Raw genomic sequence first — 24,815 nt, 5'->3', positions numbered from 1 at the left:
ATATCGTCTGTCTCTATAGCTTCAGTGTTGACTGAAATAGACCATCAGTCGCTGATCACCTTCGCCCGACAGGAACAAGGTCTCGAACGCCAGGAGGTGAGGCCCCCAGCGCTCGGTGCCGGTGGCGGCAGGCAGGGACGACGCGGCGTCGTAGCGGTCGGTGAAGGCGGCACCGGCGGTGATCGAGAGTTCGAACGCGAGCGTCGCCGCCGGGTGATCGCCCAGGTCAGCGGCCGCGCGCAGGCCGGCGGCACGGGCGTCCGCGATCTGCTCCCAGTCGGGGTAGTGGTCCTGGGCCCGCGGGCTGAAGGCGAAGCGGACGAGGTTCCGCTCGTCGTCCAGGCCGGAGATCTCCCGGAAGCGCGCGGTGCTCGCGAGGACGTCACCGGCGGGGGAGAGCACGGCCGCGGCGGTGGGCTCGAGGGTGTCCAACATCGCGTGCACGGTTGACCGCAGCGGCGGTGGCGGGGGAGGGGAGCAGGTCGCGCCGGCCTTGATGAGGCGGTACAGGTGGACGCGTTCGTCCGCGGTCATGGCCAGGGCGTCGGCGAGGGCGGACAGGATCTGGCCGGACGGGGAGCGGTCGGTGCCGCGTTCGAGGCGGGTGAGGTACTCGACGCTGACGCCGGCGCGGTCGGCGAGCTCGCCGCGGCGCAGGCCGGGGGTGCGGCGGCGGCCGGGGGTCGGGGGAGCGGTGGCTTCGCGGCGGGCGCGCAGGAAGCGGCCCAGTGCGTTGTCGGCCATGACGGGTGAGCTTAGAGGGGCCCTGAGCGGGTCTCCCTGGTTCCGGCGAGGGCGGTGATGCTGTGGATCATGCGATACCGACTGTTCGGCAGGACCGGCCTGCGTGTCTCGGAGTTGTTGCTGGGCACGATGACGTTGCGTTCGGAGGACCTCGCGCGGCGGGTGGTCGACGCCTACGCCGATGCGGGCGGGAACTTCCTCGACACCGCCTCGGCGTACGGCGAGAGCGAGGAGGTGCTGGGGGCGGTGCTGCGGCGGCGGGACAGGTTCGTGGTGGCGACGAAGTACGCGTTGTCGCGGGACGCGGCGGATCCGAACGCGGGCGGGAACCACCGCAAGAACCTGGTGTCGTCGCTGGAGCAGTCGTTGCGACGGCTGCGGACGGACTACGTGGACGTGTTGTGGGTGCATCTGTGGGACCGGCACACGCCGGTCGAGGAGACGATGCGGGCGCTGGACGACGTGGTGCGGGCGGGGAAGGTGCTCTACGTCGGGGTGTCCGACGCTCCGGCGTGGTTCGTGGCGCGGGCGAACACGCTGGCGGAATGGCGCGACTGGACCGCGTTCGCGGGGTTGCAGGTGCCGTACAACCTGCTGAAGCGCGACGTGGAGCGGGAGTTGCTGCCGATGGCGGACGCGCTGGGGCTGACCGTGGCGGCCTGGGCGCCGCTGGCGCAGGGGAAGCTCTCCGGCGGCACGCAGCGGTCCGGCCTGTTGTCCGAACGGGAGGAGAGCGTGGCTCGCGTCGTGCGGGAGGTCGCGGAGGAGTCGGGTGCGACGCCGGCTCAGGTGGCGTTGGCGTGGGTGCGGGTGTCCGGGGCGCTGCCGCTGGTGGGCGCGCGGACTCCGGAGCAGGTGCTGGACTGTCTGGGCGAGGTGGTGCTGCCGCCGGAAGCGGTCGCGCGCCTGGAGGCGGCGGCCCCGTTCGAACGGGGCTTTCCGGCGGACTTCATCGCCGAGTGCGAGCCTGTGGCGTTCGGCGACGGTCTGGTGGTCAGGTGATGAGGCCCGGCACCAGGGCGGGCTGGACCTTGCGGCGCAGCCACATCTTGCGGGAGCCGTCGCTGTAGAGCAGCGTGCGGGACAGTTCCCAGCCTGCGAACTCGGCCTGGATCGCCAGCTGCGTGGTCGCGGTGCGGCGGGAGATGCCGGGCGGCAGACGCAGCGGCCGGTACTCCCATTCCCCGTCGATCACCCCTTCGGTCATGGCGAGATCACCTGTACCCCTCCGTTGTCGCCGGACGTGACGGTGACGCGTCCGGATTCCTGGTCGACGCTGACGGTGTTGGGCTGGCGCACGGTGGGGAACCGGTACTTCTCGGCCGGTTCTCCAGCGGCGACGTTGAGGCCGACCACCTCGTTGCGGTCGGTGAGCGTGATCCACGCGATGTCGCGCTTGGCGTCGTAGGCGATGCCGTACGGGGTGCCGGGCATGGGGTAGCGCTGGCGCATGATCAGCGGGTTGATGGAGAACGCGATGAACTCGCCGCCGCGGGTGTCGACGACGAGCAGGCGTCCGAAGCGGTCGGGGACGCCGTTGGTGGCTCCGTCTCCCGCGCGCAGGCCGGCGCCTCGGGTCTCGGTGCCCTTGTCGTCCTTGCTCATCTCGAACACGGCGCTGCGCAGCCGGTCGAGTTCGACGTCTCGGCCGTTGACCTGGAACTTCAGCGTGGTGCCGGCGTCGGTGAACGTGCCGCCGGGAGTGATCTCACCGGGCGGGGTGGCGTTCTGGGCGGGGGAGCGGGCCGGTTTCGCGGCTTCGAGGACTTCCGCGACCTGCAGTGGATCCTGCGACCCCTCGGTCTGGCCGCACGCTGCCAGCGCGGCGGTGGTCAGGATCAGTGCAGCGAGCCGGCGCAAGATCGGTTCCTCCTGTGAAACGTCGTGGTCTTCCAGGATCCACGACGTTCGGGCGGAGGTCACGCAAGGGGTGGGGTGAAACCCCGTTCGGCCGCTTGCGTGTTTATCTCTATAGCTTCAGTGTTGACCAAAATAAATGTTCGACGAAATATTCCGTCCCAGCTACGACCTTGGGATCAAAAACCGCAAAGAAGGAGGGCCGTCAGGGCATGGGGCGTTCGGGGTAGCCCAGTTCGATGGCGCTGACGTCGTCGAGTGCGGCGCGGATCGCCGGCGGGAGGGTGAGCTGCTCGGCTTCCAGTGACGCGATGAGCTGGTTGGTGTCGCGGGCGCCGACGACGGGGGCGATCACGCCGGTGCGGTCGCGGACCCAGGCGAGGGCGACGCACAGTGCGGAGGTGCCGAGGCCTTCGGCGGCGGTGGAGACGGCCTGGACGATGCGGGCGGCGCGGTCGTTGCGGTGTTGTTCGACGTAGCCGGCGAAGTGGGCGGAGGCGCCGCGGGAGTCGGGTGGGGTGCCGTTGCGGTACTTGCCGGTGAGGACGCCGCGGCCGAGGGGTGCCCAGGGCAGGAGGCCGAGGCCGTGGTGGCGGGCGGCGGGGGCGACTTCGCGTTCGATGCCGCGTTCGAGCAGGGAGTACTCGACCTGGGTGGAGATGAGGGGGTAGGTGGTGGGGGTCATGGCGGCGGTGGCGAGTTGCCAGCCGCTGTAGTTGGAGATGCCGGCGTAGCGGACTTTGCCGCTGGTGATGGCGTGGTCGAGGGCGGAGAGGGATTCCTCGATGGGGACGCCGGCGTCCCAGGCGTGGAGTTGCCAGAGGTCGACGTGGTCGACGCCGATGCGGCGCAGGGATCCGTCCAGGGCGGACAGGAGGGCGCCGCGGGAGGCTCCTCCGCCGAAGGGGCCTTCGGTGCGGCGGGCGACGGCTTTGGTGGCGAGGACGAGTTCGTCGCGGGGGACGACTTCGTGCAGGAGGGTGCCGAGGATGCGTTCGGCTTCGCCTTCGGAGTAGACGTCGGCGGTGTCGACGAGGGTGCCGCCGGCGTCGGCGAAGGCCATGAGCTGGGTGGCGGCCTCGTCCGGGTCGGTGTCGCGGCCCCACGTCATCGTGCCCAGTGCTGTCCTGGAGACGCGGAGGCCGCTGCGGCCGAGGTATCGCTGTTCCACGTGCGCGATGCTAAGGGGTGATCATCGTGTGAGCCTGGCAATCGGTGTTACTGACCGGTAGGGTCTCGCTTCGTGAAGCTCGGATTGAACCTCGGATACTGGGGCGCCGGCAACGACGCCGCGAACCTTGAGCTGGCCAAAGAGGCCGACCGTCTCGGCTTTTCGGTGGTGTGGGCCGCGGAGGCCTACGGTTCCGACGCGCCGACGGTGCTCGCGTGGGTGGCCGCGCAGACCGAACGCATCGACGTCGGTAGTGCGATCTTCCAGATTCCGGCGCGGACGCCTGCGATGGCCGCGATGACCGGTGCCACTTTGGACACTCTGTCGGGTGGCCGGTTCCGGATGGGCCTGGGTGTGTCGGGTCCGCAGGTGTCGGAGGGCTGGCACGGTGTGCGGTTCGACAAGCCTTTGGCGCGTACGCGTGAGTACGTGGAGATCGTGAAGAAGGCGTTGTCGCGGGAGAAGCTGCGGTACGAGGGTGAGCACTACACCCTGCCGTTGCCTGATGGTCCGGGTAAGGCGCTGCAGTTGACGGTGCACCCGGTGCGGGATCAGATCCCGATCTACCTGGCGGCGGTGGGGCCGAAGAACCTGGAGTTGACGGGGGAGATCGCGGACGGGTGGCTGGCGATCTTCTTCTCGCCGGAGTACTCGGCGGAGTCGCTGGCGTCGGTGAGGGCGGGCCGGGAGAAGGCCGGTCTGACGATGGACGGGTTCGACGTCGTGCCCACCGTGCCGTTGATCGTGGGTGAGGACTGGAAGGCCTGTGCCGACCCGGTTCGCGCGTACACGGCGCTCTACGTGGGCGGTATGGGTTCGCGTAAGCAGAACTTCTACAACAACCTGATGGTGCGCATGGGTTTCCCGGCTCAGGCCGAGGAGATCCAGGAGAAGTACCTGGCTCGTGACTACGCGGGGGCGATGGCGGCGATTCCGCTGGAGTTCCTGGACGCGACGTCGTTGCTGGGCCCGAAAGAGCGTATAGCAGACAAGATGAAGGCTCTTGCTGCCGCAGGGGTCACCACGCTGTCCGTTTCGCCGATGCTGCAAGATCTGGAGCAGGGGATCGCGGGTCTTCGGACCGCGGCCGAGGCTTTGGATCTGGCAGGAGTGGGTAGTTGAGCTGGTTGCAGGCTCTGGTCCTCGGACTGGTCCAAGGACTGACGGAATTCCTGCCGATTTCCAGCAGTGCGCACCTGCGCATCACGTCGACGCTGTTCTTCGGCAACGACGCGGGCGCTTCGTTCACCGCGGTCATCCAGTTGGGTACCGAGGTGGCGGTGTTGATCTACTTCGCCAAGGACATCGGGCGCTTCATCAGCGCCTGGTTCCGCGGCCTCTTCTCCGCGGAGGCGCGGAAGGAGAGGGATTACAAGCTCGCGTGGTACGTGATCATCGGTTCCGTGCCGATCTCTGTTCTCGGGTACCTGTTGAAGGACGAGATCCGGACGTCGGCGCGGAACCTGTGGATCACGGCGACGATGCTGATCGTGTTCGGTCTGCTGCTGGGTCTGGCGGATCATCTGGCGAAGCAGCAGCGGGACGAGTTGCGGATGAAGGATGCGATCGGGATGGGGCTGGCGCAGGCGCTGGCGCTCATTCCGGGTGTGTCGCGTTCGGGTGGGACGTTGACGGCGGGTCTGTTCCTGGGGTTGAACCGGGAGGCGGCGGCGCGGTACTCGTTCCTGCTGGCGATTCCGGCGGTGTTCGGGGCGGGGTTGTTCTCGATCCCGGACGTGCTGGAGCGCTCGGGTACGGGTGTGCAGGCGTCGATTCCGCAGATGGTCGTGGCGACGCTGATCTCGTTCGTGGTGGGGTACGCGACGATCGCGTGGCTGCTCAAGTACGTGTCGAAGCATTCGTACTCGGTGTTCGTGTGGTACCGGTTGATGCTGGGTCTGGTGCTGATGGGGCTGCTGTCGATGGGGTTGTTGCAGCCGATCTAAGGTGGACGTCGTGGCCACGGTGATCCTGCTTCGACATGCTCGTTCGACCGCCAACGGTTCCGGTGTGCTCGCCGGGCGTTCGCCGGGTGTGGGTTTGGACGAGCGCGGGCAGGTTCAGGCGGCGGCGCTGGTGTCGCGGTTGAAGGACGTTCCGGTCAGTGCGGTGGTGTCGTCTCCTCTGCAGCGGTGTGAGGAGACGCTGGCGCCGTTGCTGGCTGATCGTGCTCTCGAGGCGGTGCCGGAGCCGGATCTGTCCGAAGTGGATTACGGCGCGTGGACCGGTAAGGCGTTGAAGGACCTGTACGACGAGCCGTTGTGGGCTGTTGTGCAGCAGCATCCTTCCGCCGCGGTGTTTCCCGATGGTGAGGGTCTCGCGCATGTGCAGGCTCGTGCGGTGGCGGCGGTGCGGGCGCATGACGCGCGGATCTCGCGGGAGCACGGTCCGGGTGCGGTGTGGGTGTTGTGCTCGCACGGTGACGTGATCAAGTCGGTGCTGGCGGACGCGTTGGGTGTGCATCTGGACGGGTTCCAGCGGATCGTGGTGGATCCGTGTTCGATCTCGGTGGTGCAGTACACGCAGACGCGGCCTTTTGTGTTGCGGACCAACGACAACGGCGGGGATCTGTCGGGTGTGGTGCCGGTGGCGCCGCCGCAGGAGGCTCCGTCGTCGGACGCTACCGTGGGTGGCGCGACCGGAGCCTGAGGTAGCGCTGTTCGGGGACGCTCAGGGTGAGTTTCGCGGCTTTCTCGTATTCCTGTCTGGCTTGGTCGTGGTGTCCTTGCAGGTCGAGCAGGTGTGCCTTCACCGCGTGTGCTCGGTGGTGGTCGAGTTCCAGTGTGGACAGTTCGTCGAGGGCTTGGGCGGGTCCGTGGACCATGGCGACGGCGACGATGCGGTTGAGTGACACCATCGGGCCGGGTGCGGTGACGGTGAGCAGGTCGTAGAGGCCGAGGATCTCGTGCCAGTCGGTGTCCTGTGCGGTTTTCGCGTCGGCGTGGACGGCGGCGATGGCCGCTTGTAGCTGGTAGGGGCCGATCTGGGCGGTCTTGAGGGCGGTGCTGATGAGTTCGGTGCCTTCTGTGATCGCGTCGGTGTCCCACTTTTCGCGGTCCTGTTCGGCGAGTGGGACGAGTGCGCCGTGGGGGTCGGTGCGGGCGGGGCGGCGTGCGTCGGTGAGCAGCATGAGTGCGAGCAGGCCGGTGGGTTCGCCGTCGTGTGGCCGGCGTTTGTGCAGTTGGCGGGTGAGTCTGATGGCTTCGGCGGTGAGGTCGACGCGGTGCAGGTCGTCGCCGGAGCTGGCGGTGGAGCCTTCGGTGAAGATCAGGTAGAGGACGTGCAGGACGGCGGTGAGGTCTTTCGGGGGCCGGAACCGCGCGCCGGACTGTTTGATCTTCTGTTTGGCGCGGCTGATGCGCTGGGCCACGGTGGCTTCGGGGACGAGGAACGCGCGGGCGATCTCGGCGGTGGTGAGTCCGCCGACGGCGCGCAGTGTCAGCGCGATCTGTGAGGCCGTGGTGAGGGACTCGTGGCAGCACAGGGCGAGGATCGTGAGGGTGTCGTCCTGGGCGGGCACGGGGTCCGGTGGTGGGGGTGTGAGGGCGGCGACCTTGTCCTCGCGCTGACGGCGTGCGGTGTCGGAGCGGTACTGCTCGATCCACCGGCGGTTGGCGGCGGTGATGAGCCAGCCCTGGGGATTGTCGGGGACTCCCTGGGCCGGCCACTGCTGGGCGGCGCCGAGCAGGGCTTCCTGCACGGCGTCCTCGCAGACGTCGAACTGGCCATGGCGGCGCACGAGGACGCCGAGGACCTGCGGCGCGAGTGTGCGCAGCAGGCCCTCGATCTCTGGTGTGACGCGTTGTTGGGGTGTCACGCGTCGTCCAGCATCGACATGTCCCAGACGGGCCGGATCTCGATGCCGTCGTTGTGGGCGTCGGGCAGGGTGGCGGCGTGGGCGATGACCTGGTCGATCGTGTCGGCTTCGACGAGGTAGAAGCCGGCGAGGTACTCCTTGGCCTCGGCGTACGGGCCGTCGGTGACGACGACCTCGCCGTCGCGGATGCTGACGCCCTTGCCGGTCTCGGGTCCGGGGAGGCCTTCGCTGACGATCAGTTCGCCGGAGGCGCGCAGCTTGTCGCTCAGGTCGTAGTGGTCCTGGCCGAACTTCATCTGCTGCTCTTCGGTGAGCTTGTCCCACGCTGCCCGTGACTTGGGGTTGCTGTAGATGAGGATCAGGTACTTCACTTCGGGCCTCCGCTCGTGGCTGCCGAAAATCTTCTCACCGCCATGTCGAGACCGCGGGCCGTGTCTCGACACCGGGGTGTCAGCCACTTCGACGGAGGTTTTCGAGATGACTCAGACGCTGGTGCAGGACGAGACCGCGATCCGTGCGACGTTCACGGAGCACGAGGAGGGCATGCGGCTGCGTGATCCCGCGAGGATCGTGGCGCGGTACGCCGAGGACGTGGTGACGGCGACGTTGGCGCCGCCGCTGCGCAACGTGGGCAGGGACGCGCGGGACGTGGAGTCGCTGGCGGGGTGGATGGCCGGGTTCGCGGGGCCGATCACCCTGGAGCACCGGGATCTGACGGTGGTGGTGTCGGGTGATGTGGCGTTCGCGCACGGGCTGGCGCGGCTGGCGGCGGTGCCGGTCGGGTATCCGGAGGGGTTCTCGATGTGGATGCGGACGACCGTGGGGTTGCAGCGGCGGGACGGGCGGTGGCTGGTGACGCACGCGCACGACTCGGTGCCGTTCCACATGGACGGGTCGTTCCTGGCGGCGACCGATCTGGAGCCGTGATCTGGGCTCGTGGGGCGGTGTCACTGTGCCGAGGTCCGGACCGTGCAGGGGGTCGGTCCGGACCTCGGCGCTCCTGCGGCGGATTTCGCAAGGTCTGTGAGGCGGTCGTCGATGACCGGGTGTGGTGATCGTATTGCTCTCGGTGCATGCGACCAGCCACTCCCAAAGTGCGAGATCGATTCATGAATTGGGTCGAGTCGCTGGTCAAGGGGCCGGATTTTCGCCGAATGGCGGACCATAAGAGCAGCTCACACGGCCTGGAAACACGACGGAAACGTCCCGGTTCAGTAATGCGTGCGGCGTAGTCGACTGCGCCGTGTGGTGCAGTCCTATCGGAGGGGATCTTGTTTACAGTTAACTACGCAGAGTGAGAGCTGAGTCACAGATTCAGAGGCCCAGGCGGGTCACGGCGTTGTCCTCGAGGGGATTCGCGGTGCGGATGTAGCGGTGCACGGTGCGCGGGTTGGTCCACCGGCCCTGCCGCATGATCTCCCGGTCGCTCGCCCCGCCCAGCGCCGCCTGCGTCGCGAACCCGGCCCGCAGCGAGTGCCCGCCGAACAGTGCCGGGTCCAGGCCCGCCCGCACCGCGTAGCGCTTCACGAGCTCCGCCACGGCGCGTCCCGACATCGCCTTGCCGCTGACGCCGCCGTGCCGGTTGATGATCGGGAACAGCGCGCCCTGGCGGCCGCCGGGCTGGTAGCCGTGGCAGCGGTGCAGGCCGGTCTCGGTGATCTCGCGGCCGTCGAGCACGTCGGCCCAGTCCGCGAACGCGCACACCGGGCACGTCGGGCGCCTGCTGCCGCGCGGCAGCACCACCGACTGCTGGTGTTTGCCCGTCTGGTCGGTCTTCGTCGTGCCGAGCCGGATCAGCAGCAGCGGCTCGTGCGTGCGCGGATCGACGTCCGCGGTCACGTCGCCGAACTCGATGGCCGCGAGTTCGCTGCGCCGCAGTGCTCCCGCGAACCCGACCAGCAGCAGCAGGGCGTCGCGCGTGCGGGCCGGGCCTTCGGGCGGGCGTTCGTTCAGCAGTGCTTCGAGGGTGTCGAGCAGCACCGGTCGTTTGCGCTTGGGCTGGGCCTTGCGGGTGCGGCGGATACCGCGCAGCGTGAGCCGCACGACGTCGCTGCGGGTGGGGCTGGGCAGGCCGTTCGCGGCGTGCACCGCGGAGATCGCCGCCGACTTGCGTTCCAGGGTGGAGGGCCCGAACGCGGGTGAGCCGTCCGGTTTCACCGTGTCCGCCGCGACCGCCAGGTACACCGCCACGTCCAGCGGGTCCGCCGGCAGCGCCTGGCGGCCCTCCGCCTGGCACCATCCGGCCCACGCGATCCAGTCCGACCGGTACGCGCGCACCGTGTTCGGCGACTGGGCGCTGCGCAGATAGCCGCTCAGCGACGCGGCCTGCTCGTCGTCGAACCTCTCGCGCACGCCCGCGAGCGCGTCGACGTCGATCAGGACCGAGTGCGAGACCCTGACCAGCGCGTGCTGGACGGGTTCGGGCAGGCTCACACCCGCGATGGTAGTCCTCTGATCAACTCCACGACCTCGCGCGGCGTGAACTCCAGGCCGCTGATCCCCACGCTCACCTCGAACGAGCACCGGCCCGGGTCTGGATTGGACCGCGCGTACAGGAAGAGCCGGATCCCCGTCTCGTCCAGCAGGTGCTGTGCCGCCTGCTGCGCGTCGTGGCGGGACATCGGCAGGTGGACGTGGAACAGGGGAGTGGCCGGTATCTCCGGCGTGGTGTGGGCGAAGCCGTCGGCGTTGATCGCCTCCGCGAGTGCCTGGGCGTGCTGCTTGAACTCCGCCATCCTCGGCAGGTTCACGTCCATGCCCATCAACGCGATCGCGGCCAGCGGCCACGCGTCGGCGATCGCCCCGCCCATCCGGCGGCGCCACACCGCCGCGTGCCCGATCGTCTCCGCGTCCCCGGCGAGCACCGCGCCGCGCACGCCTTCGAGTCCTTTGTAGAGCGATACGTACACCGTGTCGAACAACGCGGCGATCTCGGCGAAGGTGGCGTCGTAGCCGGTCTGCGCCTCCCACAGGCGTGCGCCGTCGCAATGCGCGGCCGCGCCGGACTCCCGCGTCCACCCCGTCTGCGCCGCCAGGTCCTCGAACGGCGGGAGCAGGCCGCCGATGTCGCGTTGCGGTAGTTCGAACACCACGGCCGCGAGCGGTTCGTGCACCGCCTTCAGGTCGTCGAGGCCGAACAGTTCGTTGCGGTCGCCGACCGGGTGGAACGTCAGGCCGTGCAGCGCGTTGTAGCCCTGGTTCTCCCACACGTGCAGGTGTGTCTGCGGGTGCCCCGCGAAGGCTCGCCGGCCCGTCCGGTCGGCGTGCACCCGCAACGCCACCTGCTGCGCCATCGTGCCCGACGGGAAGAACAACGCCTGGGGCTTGCCCAGCAGGCCCGCCACCCGTTCCTCCAGTTCCCGCACGGGATCCTCGGGTCTCGTGCTCGGCGTGACCCACTGCGCGAGACGACCGAGGACCTCGTGGGGCGACTTGCGCGGACCACTGTGCTGCGACAGAGAACGACGGATGTCCATGACCTCGAGACTACCTATTGCCACTAATGTGCAATAGGGTCGTTCGCCGTGGTCAGGCCGCCGCGCTCAGCCGTGCGTCCAGCTCAGCCTCGTCCGCGACGAACCACAGCTGCCGGCCCCGGTTCGACTCGTACACGAAGTCCCGCAACGCCGTGCTCGCCGCCACCTGCTCCGTGACGTCCCCGACCACCACGAGACGGAACCCGTACTGCTGGAACTTCTGCACCACCGCGCCCGCCACCCGCGTGCGCAGCACCAGGAAGTCCTCGGACAACCGCGCCAGCGGCAGCACCAGCCACTGCACGTCCTGCCCCCACAACGTTCCCATCAGGTCCACAGCGGACTGCTCGTCGGTGATCGGGGGACCGTCGGCGGCGCACATCAGCACCGTCGCGCCGTGGCGCGTCTGCACAACATCAGGCATGGCACGGGAATTTAGCGGCGCCGCACGCCCGATGTCGCGCGCAATACCCGCCTGCTCTAGGGTCACCGCACGCGATGAGCCGAAGGAGGTGAGTCCCATCAACGCGGTCAACCCCGATGGGCGCTCCCTCCCGATCCACGCCTGACGCTCACGCGTCGCCACGGGAGCGCTCCACGCAGCCCCGAAAGGCGATCGACGATGCACTACACCTCCACGACCACGTCCGCCGACGGCGTCACCCGGCGCGACTTCGTCCACGACGGCGTCCCCGGAGCGCTGTGGACCCCCGCGGGCGACCCCACCGGGCTCGTGCTCGGCGCCCACGGCGGCGGCCAGCACACACGTGCCCCCGGCGTCGTCGCCCGCGCGCACCGCTGCGCCACGGCGGGTCTCGCGGTCGTCACGCTCGACGCCCCCGGCCACGGCGACCGGCCCCGCACCGCCGCCGACGAGCGGTTCACCACCGAGATCCGCGCCCGCATGAGCGCCGGGCAGGACGCCCGCGAACTCATCGCCGAGTACAACGCCCTGCAGTCGGGCCGCGCGATCCCGGAATGGCGCTCCGTGCTCGACGCCCTGCCGTTCACCGGCGCGACCGCCGGGTTCTGGGGCGTGTCCATGGGCAGCGCGCTCGGCATCCCGCTCGTCGCCGCCGAACCCCGCGTGCGCGCGGCGGTGTTCGGGCTCATCGGCGCCACCGACGCCCTCGTGCTCGCCGCCGCGCGGATCACCGTGCCCGTGCGGTTCCTGCTGCAGTGCGACGACCGGCTCGTCGGCCGCGACGCCGGCCTCGCGCTGTTCGACGCCTTCGCGACACCGCACAAGTCGTTGCACGCCAACCCCGGCGGCCACGGCGACGTCCCTGACCACGAGATCGACAGCGCCATCGCGTTCCTCACGCGGTAACACCGAAAATGCCGGGCGCTCACCGGCGGGCGTGGGTAGCGTCGCGGCACATGCGTGATCTCGCGGCGTTGCCCAAAGCCCACCTGCACGTGCACCTCGAGAGCACCGTGCGCGCCGACACCCTCGCGGAGCTCGCCGAGCACCACGGCGTCGACGTCCCCGCCGTGCAGGCGGGCGCGTTCGACGGGTTCGCGCAGTTCGCCGCCCACAACGGGGCAGTGCGGGACTGCCTGCGGCGAGCCGAGGACTTCCACCGGATCGCGTACGAGTTCTGCGCCGAGGAAGCAGCGCAGGGGACCCGGTACGCCGAGGTCACGTTCACCGCGGCAGCGCACGGAGAACGACTCGGTGATCCGGACATGCCGCTCGAGGCGGTGTTGTCCGGGCTCGCCGCAGGACAGGCCGCCCACGGCATCGAATGCCGTGTGATCGTGGACCACCCCAGAAAGCGATCGGTAGCGCGATTTCAGGACTCACTACGACTCGCGGTCGCCCACCCGCGGGTCGTGGCGATCGGCATGGCCGGAGCGGAAGACCACCCGCTCACCCCGTTCACCGCCGTGTTCCGCGCCGCGCGGGACGCCGGGATCGGACTCGTGCACCACGCCGGAGAGTGCTGCGGCGCGTCGAGCGTCGCCGAGGCCCTGACCGTCGGGCTCGCCGACCGGATCGGCCACGGGTTCCGCGCACTCGAGGACCCGGAGGTCGTCGCGCTGCTGCGGGACCGCGCCACACCGCTCGAAGCGTGCCCGTCGTCGAACGTCGCGCTGGGACTGGTCGACTCGCTCTCCTCTCATCCGCTGCCACTGCTGCTCGACGCCGGCCTGACCGTCACGCTCAGCACCGACATCCCCGCCTCCACCGGCACCACGCTCACCGACGAGTACCGGCTGCTGCGCGAGCACCTCGGCTTCGACGACGACACCCTCGCCCGCCTCGCCACCAACGCCGTCGACGCCTCCTACGCGCCCGAGGCGACCAAGACCGCGCTACGTCACGACATCGCCACCTGGCGGGCCGGCTCGAAACACACCAGCCCGTGCCGCTGCGCCAGCAACGCCACCAGCTCCAGCACCTGACGCCGCCCCGGCCACACCACGTGCACGATGACCGCGTCCACCCCCACCGTCAGCGCCTCGTCCCACGACACCGGCGACGACGGATCCGGAGACGTCCGCCGCAACTCCCGCACGAACGCCGCCACCGCCGGCTCGAACGCGCCCAGCGGCGAGGACCGCAACTCCGCGTACCGCGCCGCGGCCTCCGGGAACGACGCCGGACCAGGAGCCCGCCACACCACGACATCGACCGGCACGTCCATCACGCCACCTTCCCGAACAACGCACCCAACCGCGGAATCCGCGCGGAGATCTCCGCGCGGTCAGCGAAGTCCCACGACTCACCGGCCGGATCCGGCGACACCAGCAGCCCGCGCACCGCCGGCTGCGCCTCCAGATCACCGTCGAACGCCTCGGCCGCCACACCGTCGAGGCCCTCCCAGTCCGGCCACTCCTCCTGCGCCCACGCGTGCACATCGCCACGAGAGGCCAGCAGCCGCACGTGCGGCAGATCGGCCAGCGCGTCCGGCGACGAGGCCACCGCCTCGAACACCGCCCGTCCCTGACCCACCAGCCACGCCTGGAAGTAGAAGAACTCGTCGTCCGAACACCACCCGCCGCAGATCAGATCCGCCGCGTGCCAATGCCCCCACGTGTCGACCCGCCGGCGCACCTCGTCGAGCCGCACCGCGAACTCCACCACCTCACCGGCAGGCAGCGCGGCCAGAGCGGCGGTCAGCCGCTCCAGCCGATCGTCCTGATCGGCCGCGTCCACACCGGACGCCTCCACCAGGCCCCAGAACGCGTTCAGGTCCATGCCGAGCACGCTAGCGACAGGGTCTGACAATTTTCGAAGCCCCGGCATCCTCGCAGCTCAAAGGTGGTGAAAGGCCGAATCTGGAGGGAGCGGGCGGTGGCGGGGGCCGCCGGGGACGCAGGGGCGTCCATTCGGAGAGGACGCACGCAGGTGAGGCGGATGGGAGGAGGAGCGGCAGCCGCGAAGAGCCCAGGGGAGCACGGGCGAGGGGTGGTGCGAGACAGCGGGAACCGCCGCCGGACACGGCAGCCGGCCGACGTCGCTCGCCGGACCGGACCGCGAGGTCAGCGATCTCACCCACCGGCGGCCAGACGCGGCGGCCGCACAGCCACCCCCAAGCGTCGCCCCAGGTCAGGCGTGGCGCCGCCCGGCTCCCAGGCGACCAGTGAGCCCGCGGCGCGACGCCGGCAGCGGAGTCTGGCGGTTATTGACGCGAGCGAACAGCGGTGGCCTGTCTATCCTTGAGGCCAAATGGACACCCCGCACGCTGAACTGCACAAACGCCTGCCCGAGCTCATGCCGCGTGATCAACGCCGGCTCGCCAGGCGCCTCGACGGCGCACGCCGGGTCAAGGACCCGCTCGCGCGCAAGAAGATCACCGAGGAGATCGCCGCCCAGATCGACGAGGCCGCGCTCAAGGTCGCGCTGCGCAGGGAGTCCGTTCCCAAGATCAGCTATCCGGCCGAGCTGCCGGTCAGCCAGCGCAAGGACGACATCAAAGAGCTGATCGCGAACCACCAGGTCGTGATCGTCGCGGGCGAGACCGGGTCCGGCAAGACCACGCAGCTGCCCAAGATCTGCATGGAACTCGGGCGCGGCATCACCGGCCAGATCGGCCACACCCAGCCCCGCCGGATCGCCGCGCGCACCGTCGCCGAACGCGTCGCGGAGGAGCTGGGCACCAAGCTCGGTGACACGATCGGGTACAAGGTCCGGTTCACCGACCAGTCCGGTGACGACACGCTGGTCAAGCTCATGACCGACGGCATCCTGCTCGCCGAGATCCAGACCGACCGCGAGCTGAGTCGCTACGACACGATCATCATCGACGAGGCCCACGAACGCAGCCTCAACGTCGACTTCCTGCTCGGCTACCTCAAGCAGCTGCTGCCGCGCCGCCCCGACCTCAAGGTCGTCATCACCTCCGCGACGATCGACCCGCAGCGGTTCAGCGCGCACTTCGAGAACGCCCCGGTCATCGAGGTCTCCGGCCGCACCTACCCCGTCGAGACCCGCTACCGGCCCCTGGAAGAGGACGACGACCAGACCCAGGGGATCATCAACGCCGTCCACGAACTGCAGGCCGAAGGCCCCGGCGACGTCCTGGTGTTCCTGTCCGGCGAACGCGAGATCCGCGACACCGCCGACGCGCTGAAAGCCGAAGACCTCCGCAACACCGAGATCCTCCCGCTCTACGCCCGGCTCAGCGTCGGCGAGCAGCACCGGGTCTTCCAGCGCCACACCGGCCGGCGCGTCGTGCTCGCCACCAACGTCGCCGAGACCAGCCTCACCGTGCCCGGCATCAAGTACGTCATCGACCCCGGCAACGCCCGCGTCTCCCGCTACAGCCACCGCCTCAAGGTCCAGCGCCTGCCGATCGAACCCATCAGCCAGGCGAGCGCGAACCAGCGCAAGGGCCGCTGCGGCCGCGTCAGCGAGGGCATCTGCGTCCGCCTGTACTCCGAGGAGGACTTCGAGGCCCGCCCGGAGTTCACCGACGCCGAGATCCTGCGCACCAACCTCGCCAGCGTCATCCTGCAGATGACCAACATCGGCCTCGGTGACGTCGCCGCGTTCCCGTTCATCGACCCGCCGGACTCCCGCAACATCAACGACGGCATCGGCCTGCTCCAGGAGCTCGGCGCGATCAACGCCGCCGAGAAGAAACTCACCCCGACCGGCCGCAAACTCGCCGCCCTGCCCGTGGACCCGCGGCTGGGCCGCATGGTGCTGGAAGCCGACACCACCGGCTGCCTCAAAGAGGTCATGATCATCGCCGCGGCACTGTCCATCCAGGACCCCCGCGAACGCCCGGCCGACCAGCAGGAGGCCGCGACCCAGCAGCACGCGCGGTTCGTGGACAAGGAATCCGACTTCGTCACGTTCCTCAACCTGTGGCAGTACCTCAAGGAACAGCAGAAGGAACTGTCGGGCAACCAGTTCCGCAAGCGCTGCAAGGCCGAGTTCCTCAACTACCTGCGCGTGCGCGAATGGCAGGACATCTACCTGCAGCTGCGCCAGGTCGCCAAGCAGATGGGCATGCACCTCGACGAGCAGCCCGGCGACCCGCGCAACATCCACATCGCGCTGCTCTCGGGCCTGCTCAGCCACATCGGCGTCAAGGACGTCCTCAAGAAGCAGGCACCCAACGAGAAACGCCGCCCCATGACGGAGTTCCTCGGCGCCCGCAACGCCAAGTTCGCGATCTTCCCCGGCTCCGCGCTGGCGAAGAAGCCACCGCAGTGGGTGATGGCCGCCGAACTCGTCGAGACCAGCCGCCTGTGGGGGCGCATCGCCGCCAAGATCGAACCCGAATGGGCCGAACGCCTCGGCGAACACGTCGTCAAGCGCCAGTACAGCGAACCGCACTGGGAGACCAAACGCGGCAGCGTCGTCGCTCTGGAGAAGGTCACGCTCTACGGGGTGCCGATCGTCGCCGGCCGCAAGGTCAGCTACGGCCGCATCGACCCCGAACTGTCGCGTGAGCTGTTCATCCGGCACGCGCTCGTGCAGGGCGAGTGGACCACGCACCACCGGTTCTTCCACACCAACCGGGCGATGCTCGACGAGGTCGGCGAACTCGAGAACCGGGCGCGGCGCCGCGACATCGTCGTCGACGAGGAAACGCTCTACGAGTTCTACGACAAGCGCGTCCCCGCCGAGGTCGTGTCCGCGCGGCACTTCGACTCGTGGTGGAAGAAGCAGAAGGACAAGAACCAGCTCACCTTCACCAAGGAGATGCTGGTCAACGACCGCGCGGACGTCACCCCCGACGCCTACCCCGACCAGTGGCGCCAGGGCGAGCTGACGTTGCCGCTGAGCTACCACTTCGAGCCCGGCACGAAGAACGACGGCGTCACCGTCCAGCTGCCGCTGCCGGCGTTGACGGCGCTGGACGACGACGCGTTCTCCTGGCAGATCCCCGGCCTGCGCCACGACCTGGTCGTCGCGCTCATCCGGTCGCTGCCCAAGCAGATCCGCCGCAACTTCGTGCCCGTCCCCGACGTCGCCACCGCCGTGCTCGCCCGCATCAAGCCCGGCGAGACCAGCCTTCTCAGCGGCGTCGAACGCGAACTCAAGGCACTGACCGGTGTCACCGTGCACCGCGAGGACTGGCAGTTCGACACCGTCCCGGACCACCTCAAGCTCACGTTCCAGGTCGTCGACGAGAACAACCGCACCCTCGCCGAGGGCAAGGACATCGCGGTGCTCAAGGCCAAGCTGCGCGCCGAGGTCCGCGAGTCGCTGTCGCAGGCCGCCGGTCACCTCGAACGCACCGGCCTCACCACCTGGGACTTCGACGCGCTGCCGAAGACCATCGAGCAACGGCAGTCCGGGATCACCGTCACCGCCTACCCGTCGCTGCTCGACCGGGGCGAGAGCGCCGCGATCAAGGTCCTCGACACCCCGGGCCGCCAGGCCTACGCGCATCGCCGCGGCGTGCGCAGACTCCTGCTGCTCGGCATCAACTCGCCCGTCAAGCACCTGCAGCGCCACCTCGACAACGCCGCCAAGCTCGCCCTGACCCGCAACCCCCACGGCGGCGTCGCCGAACTGCTCGCCGACTGCATCATGGCCGCCGTCGACCGGCTCATGGGCGAGCCCGCGTGGAACGCCAAGTCCTACGCCGCCCAGCTCAAGAAGGTCCAGGCCGCCCTCAACGACACCACGTGGGTCGTCGTGCAGGAGGTCCGCAAGGTCCTCGAGGCCCACCACGAGGCCGAGCTGAAACTGTCCGGTCTCAAGGGCGTCCCGGACTCCGCCAACGACATCCGCGCACACCTCAACTCGTTGGTGTACAAGGGTTTCGTCACCCGCACCGGCTACGACCGGCTCCCGGACCTCGTCCGCTACCTCAAGGGCGTCACGCGGCGCATCGAGAAACTGCCCGAGAACCCGCGCCGCGACCTCGACTGGACCAACACCGTGCACCAGGTCCACGCCGAGTACCGGGAACTGCGGGCGCAGACCCCCGCCGACGAACCCGCGCCCGAACTCGACGAGATCCGGTGGATGATCGAGGAGCTGCGGCTGTCGTACTTCGCGCAGACCATCAAGACCCGCTACACGATCAGCGACAAACGCATCTACAAAGCACTCGACGCCGTGCCCTTGTAGAACTCGCTACCGTGGAGCATGAACAACTCTGGGGATTCCACCTGGGTCGTGCACATCAGCGGCGACGCTCCCAACGCCCACGACGACACCCGAGCGAGGTTCGACGACTCGCTGCGGGAGGTCCTCACCGGCCTGGAACAGGAACTGGGCCGCGAACCGGTGTTCGCGCTCAGCCTGTTCCAGATCCCCGGCGAGGACGAGCACTGGAAGCGGCTCAAGCCCGGCGTCGTCGAGATCTCCGAAGGCCTGATGCGGTCGCGCAACGTCCTGGCGCCGCTGGAGTCAGTGATCCGGGAGCTCGCCCTGTAGCGCCTCACCCGTGCGGTACAGCTGCACCAGCAACGGCCGCAGCAACAGCCCGGCGGACGTCAGCGCGTACGACGTCCGCACCGGGAAGCCGGGGGAGCGCTCGCACGACACCACCCCGCGGGCCACGAGCGAGTCGAGGCGTTCGGTCAGCACCTTCGCGCTCAACGCCGGCAATCCCGCGCGCAGCTGCGAGAACGAGCGAGGGCCGTGCATCAGGTCGCGCAGCACCAGCGTCGCCCACCGGCCGCTGATCACGGACAGGGCCACCTCCACCGGGCAGTCCGCGCTCGGCCCGCGTGTGCGCCCCGGCTCCGACGGCACCAGTTCGGCGTCCCAGGTCACCGTTTGGTGACCCACTGCGGCGCCCGCGACGCTCACCCCATGACCATCCACCCCGCCAGTGTCGCCCACGCGTTCGCCGCCGCGTTCAACTCCCGCGACCCGCACGCCGTCGACGCCGTCTACGAACCCGGCGGCCTGTTCGTCCCCGAACCCGGCCGCACCGTCACCGACGCGGCCCGCCGCGACGCCAACCAGCGGTTCCTCGGCCTCGGACTGCCCATCGACGTGCGGCCCCGGCACGTCTACGCACACGACGGCATCGCCCTGCTCATCGTCGACTGGTCGATCGGGGACGTGACCGGTACCGCCACCGACGTCGCACGCGAAGGCGCGGACGGCCGGTGGCGGTACGTGATCGACAACCCGTTCGGCACCGCCTGAGCGGTACCGGTCAGGCGGCCTGCTCCGGTGGTTCCATGGCGCCGGTCATGATCGCGACCGCGTCCGACATCGACACGGACTTCGGGTCCACCACCGCCTTGCGCCGGCCCAGGCGCTGGATGTGGATGCGGTCGGCGACCTCGAACACGTGTGGCATGTTGTGGCTGATCAGGATCACCGGCAGGCCGCGGTCGCGGACCTGCAGGATCAGGTCCAGCACCGCCCGCGACTCCCGCACCCCGAGCGCGGCCGTCGGCTCGTCCATGATCACGACCCGGCTGCCGAACGCCGCCGCGCGCGCCACCGCCACGGCCTGGCGCTGCCCGCCCGAGAGGGTCTCCACCGCCTGGCCGGGGTTCTGGATCGTCATGATCCCCAGCGCGTCGAGCTGACGGCGCGCCTCCTCCCGCATGCCCGCGCGGTCGAGCATCCGGAACACCGAACCCAGCACGCCCTTGCGGCGCAGCTCACGACCCAGGAACAGGTTTGCCGCGATGTCGAGCGACGGCGACACCGCCAGCGACTGGTGCACCGTCTCGATCCCGGCGTTGCGCGCGTCCAGCGGCGTGGAGAACGACACGGGGGAGCCGTCGAGCAGCACCTCGCCCTCGTCCGGCACCACCGCACCGGACAGGGCCTTGATCAGCGACGACTTGCCCGCGCCGTTGTCGCCGATCACCGCGAGGATCTCGCCCGGCAGCAGCTCCAGGTCCGAGCCCGCCAGCGCCGTCACCCTGCCGTACCGCTTCACCAGGCCCGTGGCCTGCAGGATCGGGGTGGTCATGCCTTCACCTTCCTGATCCACTGGTCCAGCGAGACCGCCACGATGATCAGCACGCCGACCGCCATCGTCTGCCACAACACGTCCACCCCGGCCAAAGCCAGGCCGTTGCGGAACACGCCGACGATCAACGCGCCGATCAGCGACCCCACCACCGCGCCGCGGCCGCCGAACAGCGACGTCCCGCCGATCACGACCGCGGTGATCGAGTCCAGGTTGTCCGTCTGCCCCGCCTGCGGGCTCGCCGACGCGATCCGGCCGATCAACGTCCACGCCGCCACCGCGTAGATCAGCCCCGCCGCCGCGTAGACGCTCAGGAGCACCCGTGCCGTCCGGATCCCCGACAGGCGCGACGCCTCCAGGTCGTCACCGGTCGAGTAGACGTGCCGGCCCCACGCGGTGTTCTTCAGCACGAACGCCATCGCCGCCACCAGCAGCACCAGCATGATCGAACCGTAGGTGATGCGCGTGCCGCCGACGGTGAACGTCTGTCCCGTGAACAGCAGCAACGACGGCATGTCCGAGCCGCGGATCGTGGCACTGCCCGAATACCAGAGGTTCAGCGCGAAGAACACGTTCAACGTGCCCAGCGTGACGATGAACGGCGGCAGCTTCAGCCGCGTCACCAGCATCCCGTTGAGCAACCCGCACACCGTGCCGACCAGGAAACCCAGCAGCAACGCCGGCAGTCCCGGCAGGCCGGTCTCCGACGCGACCTTCGCCATCACGATCGACGTCAGCACCATGATCGCCCCGCACGACAGGTCGATCCCCGCCGTGAGGATCACGATCGTCTGCCCCACCGCGAGCGTGCCCACCACCGCGACCTGCTGCAGGATCAGCGAGATGTTGCCCGGCGTCAGGAACCGGTCCGACAGCAACGCGAACACGATCACCGACACCAGCAGCACCACCGCCGGCCCGATCGTCGCCTGCGCGTGCAGCACGTGCTGCACGCGCGTCAGCAGCGACCGGTCCCGCTGCTCCACCACCGCCGTCATGGCTCAGCCCCAGCAGTTCTGCAGGCCGAACGCCGAGTCCTTCGACTCGACGCCCTCGGCGGGCTGGTCGGTGATCAACGTGACCCCGGTGTCGGTGTTCTGCGGCTTGGAGCCGTCCTTCGCGAACTTCGACACCGCCTCCACGCCCAGCTGCGCCATCTTCAGCGGGTACTGCTGCGAGGTCGCGCCGATCACGCCCGCCTTGACGTTGTCCACGCCCGGACACCCGCCGTCGACCGAGACGATCACGACGTCCTTCTCCTTGCCGGCCGCCTTCAGCGCCTCGTACGCGCCGGCCGCCGCCGGCTCGTTGATCGTGTAGACCAGGTTGATCCCGGGGTCCTTCTGCAGCAGGTTCTCCATCGCCGTGCGGCCACCCTCCGGCGCGCCGTCGGTCACGTCGTGGCCCACGATCCGCGGATCGGACTCGTCACCGATGCGCGTCTTGTCCTTCACGTCGACCCCGAAGCCCTCCAGGAACCCCTGGTCGCGCTGCACGTCGACCGACACCTGGTTCGGGTTGAGGTCCAGCAGCGCGATCTTGGCCTGCTTGCCCTCCTTCGCGAACTTCGACTTCGCCCACTGCCCGATCAGCAGCCCCGCCTTGTAGTTGTCCGTCGCGAACGTCGCGTCCGCGGCGTTCGCCGGTTCCAGCTGCGTGTCCAGCGCGATCACCAGCAGGCCCGCCGCCCGCGCCTTGTCCACCGACGGCACGATCGCCTTCGAGTCGCTCGGCGTGATCAGGATGCCCTTCGCGCCCGACGCGATCAGGTTCTCGATCGCGTCGACCTGCGACTGGTTGTCGCCGTCCTGCTTGCCCGCGAACGACTGCACCGTCGCCCCGGACGACGACGCCGCCTGCTGCGCGCCCTCCTTCATCTTCACGAAGAACGGGTTCGTGTCCGTCTTCGTCACCAGCCCCACCAGCGTCGACCCGCCCGACGAGCCACCACCCCCGCACGCGGTGAGCACGAGCAACGCCGCCGCACCGACAACCCCGACCGTTCTACGCATGCCAACTCCTACGTCAACGTTGACGTAGCCAGGCCTCCGCGGTCCCACCGTGAGTTACGGAAGAGCGGCTACGCGTGATGTCGATCGGGTATACCCTTCGCGTCATCGTTGACGCAAGAGGCCAAGGGACGTGGGTATGGAGCCGACCGGCAGACGTGAACCCACGATGCGCGACGTCGCCGCGCTCGCGAACGTCAGCACCAAGACCGTCTCGCGCGTCATCAACGGCCTGCCCGGTGCCGGGGCCGAGGTCGTCGACCGCGTCCGCGCCGCCGCCCGCACGCTGGGCTACCGCCCGAACCTCACCGCCAGCAGCCTGCGCCGTTCCGACCGGCGCAGCGCCACCATCGGCGTGCTGTTCGAGGACCTCTCCAACCCCTTCGACGCCGCCCTGCTGCGCGCCGTCGAGGACCAGGCCCGCCGCAGCGGCGTGCTCGTCCTGGCGGGCAGCAGCGAGGACGACCACTCCCTGCAACGCGAACTGCTCCTGTCGCTGTCCGCGCGCCGCGTCGACGGCGTCGTCGTCATGGCCGCCGGCGGCCACCAGGACGCCCTGCAGCACGAACGCGAACGCGGCACCCCGATGGTGCTCGTCGACCGGCCGCCCACCTTCGGCGGCACCGACTGCGTGACCACCACCAACCGCGAGAGCTCCCGCGACGCCGTGCTGCGCCTGGCCGCCCTCGGGCACCGCGACATCGCGTTCCTCGGCGACCGCCGCACCCTGTGGACCAGCCAGGAGCGCTACACCGGCTACGTCGAAGGCCTCGCCCAGGCCGGTGTCGCGTTGCGCGGCGAGCTAGTACGCACCGACCTGCACGGCGCCGACCTCGCCGAGACCGCCACCGCGGACCTGTTCGCGCTCGACCGGCCGCCCACGGCGTTGTTCACCGCCCAGAACCTCGTCACCGTCGGCGCCATGCGCGTCCTGCGGGCCCGTGACCTGCACCGCGGCGTCGCCGTCATCGGATTCGACGACTTCCCGCTCGCCGACATGCTCGACCCCGGCGTCACCGTCGTGCGCCAGGACGTCCCCGGCATCGGCCGGAAAGCCGCCGACCTCGTCCTGGCCCGCATCGACGGCGACACCTCACCGCCCGTGCACGCCGTCGTCCCCGCCGCCCTCGTGCCGCGCGGCTCCGGCGAGATCGCCCCGCTCAGCTGACCGACAGCACCGCGTCGATCACCTGCGGACCGGAGTTGAGAACCGGGTCGTTGTGGTCGGCGCCGTCGATCTCGACGAGCCTCGCCCGCGCCGCGCTCGCCACCTCACGGCTCTGCGCGGGCGGCACCACCGAGTCCCGCGTCCCCAGCAGCACCACCGTCGGCACGTCCACAGCGGACACCCGCTCCACCACCGGGTACTTGTCCTGCAACAACATCCGCACCGGCAGCCACGGGTAGTGGTGCGAGCCCACCGCAGCCAGCGACGCGAACGGCGAGCGCAACACCATCGCCTTGGGCGCGCGGAACGTCGCGAGCTCCGCCGCCACCGCCGCCCCCAGCGACTCGCCGAAGTACACGACCGGCCCGTCGATCAGGTCCAGCGCCGCCCGCGCGTCGAACGTCAGGCCCTCCTCCGACGGCTTGCCGGGGTTGCCGCCGTACCCGCGGTAGTCGAACAGCAGCACCGACAGCCCGCGCGCGGTCAGCTCCCGCGCCAGCGACACCCGGCCCTCGCGGTTGCCGGCGTTGCCGGGGAACACGATCACCGTCACGGGCGCGTCGGGCAGCTCGAAGTGCCAGCCGTCGAGCAGCAGACCGTCCGCCGTCACCAGCCGGACGTCACGGCCGCCGGGCAGCACCTCGTCCGCGGTGGGCACCGGGCCGGGGGAGGGGAAGTACACGAGCTTGCGCTGGAAGGTGAAGACCACGGCGACGATGGTGACAACCACCGCGACCGCGATCAACACCGGCCTCCTCATCGGACCATTCTGACCGGTCAGCAGCGCTTTCCGGTGAACTCCTGGAAGCCGTAGCCCGGGTCACCGACCAGATCGACGAACGTGCCCGACGCGCGTGTGCACCGCGACAGCGTGTCCGTGCCCTTGGACCAGTTCTCCTGCTTGTTCCGGGCTCGCACGTACCCGGCCGGGTTCGCGCCGTCCGGGTAGATCGCCGTGCCGATCTCGAACGCCCGGCCCTTGCTGATCCACGAGTCCCACACCCACACGTACGCCCAGTTCTTGCCGCAGCCCTTGAACTGCTTCACCGACGCCACGATCGAACGGGAGTCGGCGCCGGTCTGGACGTAGGCGGTCGTGCCGATCTGCGTCACCGGACCGCACCCCGGCGCCGACTCCGCGTGCGCCACCCCCGAGGACATCCCCGCCAGCACGAAAGCGGCCACCGCCGCGACAGAAACGAATCTCACGCCGC

28 protein-coding genes are annotated in these 24,815 nt (G+C 69.6%); 11 read left to right on the top strand and 17 right to left on the bottom strand.

Translation table 11 applies throughout. The features are described from left to right. Positions 1-21: 21 nt before the first annotated feature. On the bottom strand, positions 22-744 hold the full coding sequence (locus tag PV646_RS19555; protein WP_500343597.1) for a helix-turn-helix domain-containing protein: 723 nt from the start codon (positions 742-744) through the stop codon (positions 22-24). 69 nt (positions 745-813) lie between these two features. On the opposite strand from PV646_RS19555, the gene PV646_RS19550 reads away from it, so the two are divergent. Next, a complete protein-coding gene (locus PV646_RS19550; protein WP_500343596.1) occupies positions 814-1,746 on the top strand; it encodes an aldo/keto reductase in 933 nt (310 codons plus the stop codon). Here the strand turns inward: PV646_RS19550 and PV646_RS19545 are convergent. The 3 genes from PV646_RS19545 to PV646_RS19535 all read right to left on the bottom strand — a co-directional run bounded on the left by PV646_RS19545 (position 1,739) and on the right by PV646_RS19535 (position 3,772). Beyond that, on the bottom strand, positions 1,739-1,951 hold the full coding sequence (locus PV646_RS19545; protein WP_500343595.1) for a DUF5703 family protein: 213 nt from the start codon (positions 1,949-1,951) through the stop codon (positions 1,739-1,741). The genes PV646_RS19550 and PV646_RS19545 overlap by 8 nt on opposite strands. Further along, positions 1,948-2,604, bottom strand: a complete 657-nt coding sequence (locus tag PV646_RS19540) for a YncE family protein (protein WP_500343594.1) — start codon at positions 2,602-2,604, stop codon at positions 1,948-1,950. The genes PV646_RS19545 and PV646_RS19540 overlap by 4 nt, the downstream gene beginning before the upstream one ends. A gap of 202 nt (positions 2,605-2,806) precedes the next feature. Continuing rightward, a complete protein-coding gene (locus tag PV646_RS19535; protein ID WP_500343593.1) occupies positions 2,807-3,772 on the bottom strand; it encodes an aldo/keto reductase in 966 nt (321 codons plus the stop codon). Positions 3,773-3,844: 72 nt separating this feature from the next. Between PV646_RS19535 and PV646_RS19530 the strand changes: the two genes are divergently transcribed. Genes PV646_RS19530 through PV646_RS19520 form a run of 3 tightly spaced genes read left to right on the top strand, consistent with a single transcriptional unit; the run spans position 3,845 to position 6,421 of the window. After that, positions 3,845-4,894, top strand: coding sequence for an LLM class F420-dependent oxidoreductase (locus tag PV646_RS19530; RefSeq protein WP_500343592.1), 1,050 nt, complete (start codon positions 3,845-3,847; stop codon positions 4,892-4,894). Further along, entirely contained in the window at positions 4,891-5,718 is an 828-nt protein-coding gene (locus tag PV646_RS19525; protein ID WP_090062663.1) for an undecaprenyl-diphosphate phosphatase, read from the top strand. The genes PV646_RS19530 and PV646_RS19525 overlap by 4 nt, the downstream gene beginning before the upstream one ends. Before the next feature lie 10 nt (positions 5,719-5,728). Beyond that, the gene (locus PV646_RS19520) at positions 5,729-6,421 is read left to right on the top strand and encodes a histidine phosphatase family protein (RefSeq protein WP_500343591.1); all 693 of its coding nucleotides are present in this window, start codon (positions 5,729-5,731) and stop codon (positions 6,419-6,421) included. On the opposite strand, the gene PV646_RS19515 is transcribed toward PV646_RS19520, so the two are convergent. Further along, positions 6,393-7,589, bottom strand: coding sequence for an RNA polymerase sigma factor (locus tag PV646_RS19515; protein WP_500343590.1), 1,197 nt, complete (start codon positions 7,587-7,589; stop codon positions 6,393-6,395). The two genes, PV646_RS19520 and PV646_RS19515, sit on opposite strands and share 29 nt — an antisense overlap. Then, complete coding sequence (locus PV646_RS19510) at positions 7,586-7,960, bottom strand: YciI family protein (protein ID WP_500343589.1); 375 nt, start codon at positions 7,958-7,960, stop codon at positions 7,586-7,588. Before PV646_RS19510 ends, PV646_RS19515 begins: the two co-directional genes overlap by 4 nt. Positions 7,961-8,066: 106 nt before the next feature. Here PV646_RS19510 and PV646_RS19505 point away from each other — a divergent pair, with 106 nt between their 5' ends. Beyond that, positions 8,067-8,516 (top strand): YybH family protein, encoded by a 450-nt coding sequence (locus tag PV646_RS19505; protein WP_500343588.1) that lies wholly within the window; start codon positions 8,067-8,069, stop codon positions 8,514-8,516. Between the two features lie 387 nt (positions 8,517-8,903). On the opposite strand, the gene PV646_RS19500 is transcribed toward PV646_RS19505, so the two are convergent. Genes PV646_RS19500 through PV646_RS19490 form a run of 3 tightly spaced genes read right to left on the bottom strand, consistent with a single transcriptional unit; the run spans position 8,904 to position 11,489 of the window. Next, complete coding sequence (locus tag PV646_RS19500) at positions 8,904-10,022, bottom strand: site-specific integrase (protein WP_500343587.1); 1,119 nt, start codon at positions 10,020-10,022, stop codon at positions 8,904-8,906. Continuing rightward, a complete protein-coding gene (locus PV646_RS19495) occupies positions 10,019-11,065 on the bottom strand; it encodes a threonine aldolase family protein (RefSeq protein ID WP_500343586.1) in 1,047 nt (348 codons plus the stop codon). The genes PV646_RS19500 and PV646_RS19495 overlap by 4 nt, the downstream gene beginning before the upstream one ends. Before the next feature lie 52 nt (positions 11,066-11,117). Then, positions 11,118-11,489, bottom strand: coding sequence for a DUF4180 domain-containing protein (locus PV646_RS19490; protein WP_500343585.1), 372 nt, complete (start codon positions 11,487-11,489; stop codon positions 11,118-11,120). A 198-nt stretch (positions 11,490-11,687) separates the two neighbouring features. On the opposite strand from PV646_RS19490, the gene PV646_RS19485 reads away from it, so the two are divergent. Beyond that, positions 11,688-12,395 carry an alpha/beta hydrolase gene (locus PV646_RS19485; protein ID WP_500343584.1) on the top strand — a complete coding sequence of 236 codons (708 nt, stop codon included), beginning with the start codon at positions 11,688-11,690 and terminating at the stop codon, positions 12,393-12,395. A gap of 50 nt (positions 12,396-12,445) precedes the next feature. Then, positions 12,446-13,474, top strand: coding sequence for an adenosine deaminase (gene add, locus PV646_RS19480; protein WP_500343583.1), 1,029 nt, complete (start codon positions 12,446-12,448; stop codon positions 13,472-13,474). Here the strand turns inward: add and PV646_RS19475 are convergent. Together PV646_RS19475 and PV646_RS19470 are read right to left on the bottom strand one after the other, a co-directional pair. Continuing rightward, complete coding sequence (locus PV646_RS19475) at positions 13,390-13,716, bottom strand: hypothetical protein (protein ID WP_500343582.1); 327 nt, start codon at positions 13,714-13,716, stop codon at positions 13,390-13,392. The genes add and PV646_RS19475 overlap by 85 nt on opposite strands. Then, positions 13,716-14,270 (bottom strand): DUF4240 domain-containing protein, encoded by a 555-nt coding sequence (locus PV646_RS19470; RefSeq protein ID WP_500343581.1) that lies wholly within the window; start codon positions 14,268-14,270, stop codon positions 13,716-13,718. The genes PV646_RS19475 and PV646_RS19470 overlap by 1 nt, the downstream gene beginning before the upstream one ends. Positions 14,271-14,741: 471 nt before the next feature. Between PV646_RS19470 and hrpA the strand changes: the two genes are divergently transcribed. Both hrpA and PV646_RS19460 read left to right on the top strand, forming a co-directional pair. After that, complete coding sequence (gene hrpA, locus PV646_RS19465) at positions 14,742-18,608, top strand: ATP-dependent RNA helicase HrpA (RefSeq protein WP_500343580.1); 3,867 nt, start codon at positions 14,742-14,744, stop codon at positions 18,606-18,608. A gap of 18 nt (positions 18,609-18,626) precedes the next feature. Continuing rightward, positions 18,627-18,917 carry a hypothetical protein gene (locus tag PV646_RS19460; RefSeq protein ID WP_500343579.1) on the top strand — a complete coding sequence of 97 codons (291 nt, stop codon included), beginning with the start codon at positions 18,627-18,629 and terminating at the stop codon, positions 18,915-18,917. Here PV646_RS19460 and PV646_RS19455 read toward each other — a convergent pair. Next, positions 18,891-19,295 (bottom strand): winged helix-turn-helix transcriptional regulator, encoded by a 405-nt coding sequence (locus PV646_RS19455; RefSeq protein WP_500343578.1) that lies wholly within the window; start codon positions 19,293-19,295, stop codon positions 18,891-18,893. The genes PV646_RS19460 and PV646_RS19455 overlap by 27 nt on opposite strands. A 3-nt stretch (positions 19,296-19,298) precedes the next feature. Between PV646_RS19455 and PV646_RS19450 the strand changes: the two genes are divergently transcribed. Beyond that, on the top strand, positions 19,299-19,640 hold the full coding sequence (locus PV646_RS19450) for a YybH family protein (protein WP_500343577.1): 342 nt from the start codon (positions 19,299-19,301) through the stop codon (positions 19,638-19,640). A gap of 10 nt (positions 19,641-19,650) precedes the next feature. Here the strand turns inward: PV646_RS19450 and PV646_RS19445 are convergent, their stop codons facing one another. The 3 genes from PV646_RS19445 to PV646_RS19435 are packed head-to-tail and all read right to left on the bottom strand — an operon-like array spanning position 19,651 to position 22,436. Further along, positions 19,651-20,424 carry an ATP-binding cassette domain-containing protein gene (locus PV646_RS19445; RefSeq protein WP_500343576.1) on the bottom strand — a complete coding sequence of 258 codons (774 nt, stop codon included), beginning with the start codon at positions 20,422-20,424 and terminating at the stop codon, positions 19,651-19,653. Continuing rightward, positions 20,421-21,422 carry an ABC transporter permease gene (locus tag PV646_RS19440; protein WP_500343575.1) on the bottom strand — a complete coding sequence of 334 codons (1,002 nt, stop codon included), beginning with the start codon at positions 21,420-21,422 and terminating at the stop codon, positions 20,421-20,423. Before PV646_RS19440 ends, PV646_RS19445 begins: the two co-directional genes overlap by 4 nt. A gap of 3 nt (positions 21,423-21,425) precedes the next feature. After that, complete coding sequence (locus tag PV646_RS19435; protein ID WP_500343574.1) at positions 21,426-22,436, bottom strand: sugar ABC transporter substrate-binding protein; 1,011 nt, start codon at positions 22,434-22,436, stop codon at positions 21,426-21,428. Positions 22,437-22,572: 136 nt separating this feature from the next. On the opposite strand from PV646_RS19435, the gene PV646_RS19430 reads away from it, so the two are divergent. Continuing rightward, positions 22,573-23,601: a LacI family DNA-binding transcriptional regulator gene (locus PV646_RS19430; RefSeq protein WP_500343573.1), complete on the top strand. Its 1,029-nt coding sequence runs from the start codon at positions 22,573-22,575 to the stop codon at positions 23,599-23,601. Here the strand turns inward: PV646_RS19430 and PV646_RS19425 are convergent. Both PV646_RS19425 and PV646_RS19420 read right to left on the bottom strand, forming a co-directional pair. Next, a complete protein-coding gene (locus tag PV646_RS19425) occupies positions 23,594-24,361 on the bottom strand; it encodes an alpha/beta hydrolase (RefSeq protein ID WP_500343572.1) in 768 nt (255 codons plus the stop codon). The genes PV646_RS19430 and PV646_RS19425 overlap by 8 nt on opposite strands. A gap of 17 nt (positions 24,362-24,378) precedes the next feature. Further along, entirely contained in the window at positions 24,379-24,810 is a 432-nt protein-coding gene (locus PV646_RS19420) for a hypothetical protein (RefSeq protein ID WP_500343571.1), read from the bottom strand. Between the last annotated feature and the right edge of the window lie 5 nt (positions 24,811-24,815).

The sequence above is a fragment of the Streptomyces sp. ID05-26A genome (assembly GCF_033794685.1).
GTDB lineage: Bacteria > Actinomycetota > Actinomycetes > Mycobacteriales > Pseudonocardiaceae > Lentzea.
This window is presented reverse-complemented; position numbering and strand designations above follow the sequence as displayed.

What these genes read in the sequence shown, in the direction of transcription:
- PV646_RS19555 (WP_500343597.1), bottom strand. Translation starts at nt 744, where the DNA reads ATGGCCGACAACGCACTGGGCCGCTTCCTGCGCGCCCGCCGCGAAGCC.
- PV646_RS19550 (WP_500343596.1), top strand. Translation starts at nt 814, where the DNA reads ATGCGATACCGACTGTTCGGCAGGACCGGCCTGCGTGTCTCGGAGTTG.
- PV646_RS19545 (WP_500343595.1), bottom strand. Translation starts at nt 1,951, where the DNA reads ATGACCGAAGGGGTGATCGACGGGGAATGGGAGTACCGGCCGCTGCGT.
- PV646_RS19505 (WP_500343588.1), top strand. Translation starts at nt 8,067, where the DNA reads ATGACTCAGACGCTGGTGCAGGACGAGACCGCGATCCGTGCGACGTTC.
- PV646_RS19495 (WP_500343586.1), bottom strand. Translation starts at nt 11,065, where the DNA reads ATGGACATCCGTCGTTCTCTGTCGCAGCACAGTGGTCCGCGCAAGTCG.
- PV646_RS19490 (WP_500343585.1), bottom strand. Translation starts at nt 11,489, where the DNA reads ATGCCTGATGTTGTGCAGACGCGCCACGGCGCGACGGTGCTGATGTGC.
- PV646_RS19485 (WP_500343584.1), top strand. Translation starts at nt 11,688, where the DNA reads ATGCACTACACCTCCACGACCACGTCCGCCGACGGCGTCACCCGGCGC.
- add (WP_500343583.1), top strand. Translation starts at nt 12,446, where the DNA reads ATGCGTGATCTCGCGGCGTTGCCCAAAGCCCACCTGCACGTGCACCTC.
- PV646_RS19475 (WP_500343582.1), bottom strand. Translation starts at nt 13,716, where the DNA reads ATGGACGTGCCGGTCGATGTCGTGGTGTGGCGGGCTCCTGGTCCGGCG.
- PV646_RS19470 (WP_500343581.1), bottom strand. Translation starts at nt 14,270, where the DNA reads ATGGACCTGAACGCGTTCTGGGGCCTGGTGGAGGCGTCCGGTGTGGAC.
- hrpA (WP_500343580.1), top strand. Translation starts at nt 14,742, where the DNA reads ATGGACACCCCGCACGCTGAACTGCACAAACGCCTGCCCGAGCTCATG.
- PV646_RS19460 (WP_500343579.1), top strand. Translation starts at nt 18,627, where the DNA reads ATGAACAACTCTGGGGATTCCACCTGGGTCGTGCACATCAGCGGCGAC.
- PV646_RS19450 (WP_500343577.1), top strand. Translation starts at nt 19,299, where the DNA reads ATGACCATCCACCCCGCCAGTGTCGCCCACGCGTTCGCCGCCGCGTTC.
- PV646_RS19445 (WP_500343576.1), bottom strand. Translation starts at nt 20,424, where the DNA reads ATGACCACCCCGATCCTGCAGGCCACGGGCCTGGTGAAGCGGTACGGC.
- PV646_RS19440 (WP_500343575.1), bottom strand. Translation starts at nt 21,422, where the DNA reads ATGACGGCGGTGGTGGAGCAGCGGGACCGGTCGCTGCTGACGCGCGTG.
- PV646_RS19435 (WP_500343574.1), bottom strand. Translation starts at nt 22,436, where the DNA reads ATGCGTAGAACGGTCGGGGTTGTCGGTGCGGCGGCGTTGCTCGTGCTC.
- PV646_RS19430 (WP_500343573.1), top strand. Translation starts at nt 22,573, where the DNA reads ATGGAGCCGACCGGCAGACGTGAACCCACGATGCGCGACGTCGCCGCG.
- PV646_RS19425 (WP_500343572.1), bottom strand. Translation starts at nt 24,361, where the DNA reads ATGAGGAGGCCGGTGTTGATCGCGGTCGCGGTGGTTGTCACCATCGTC.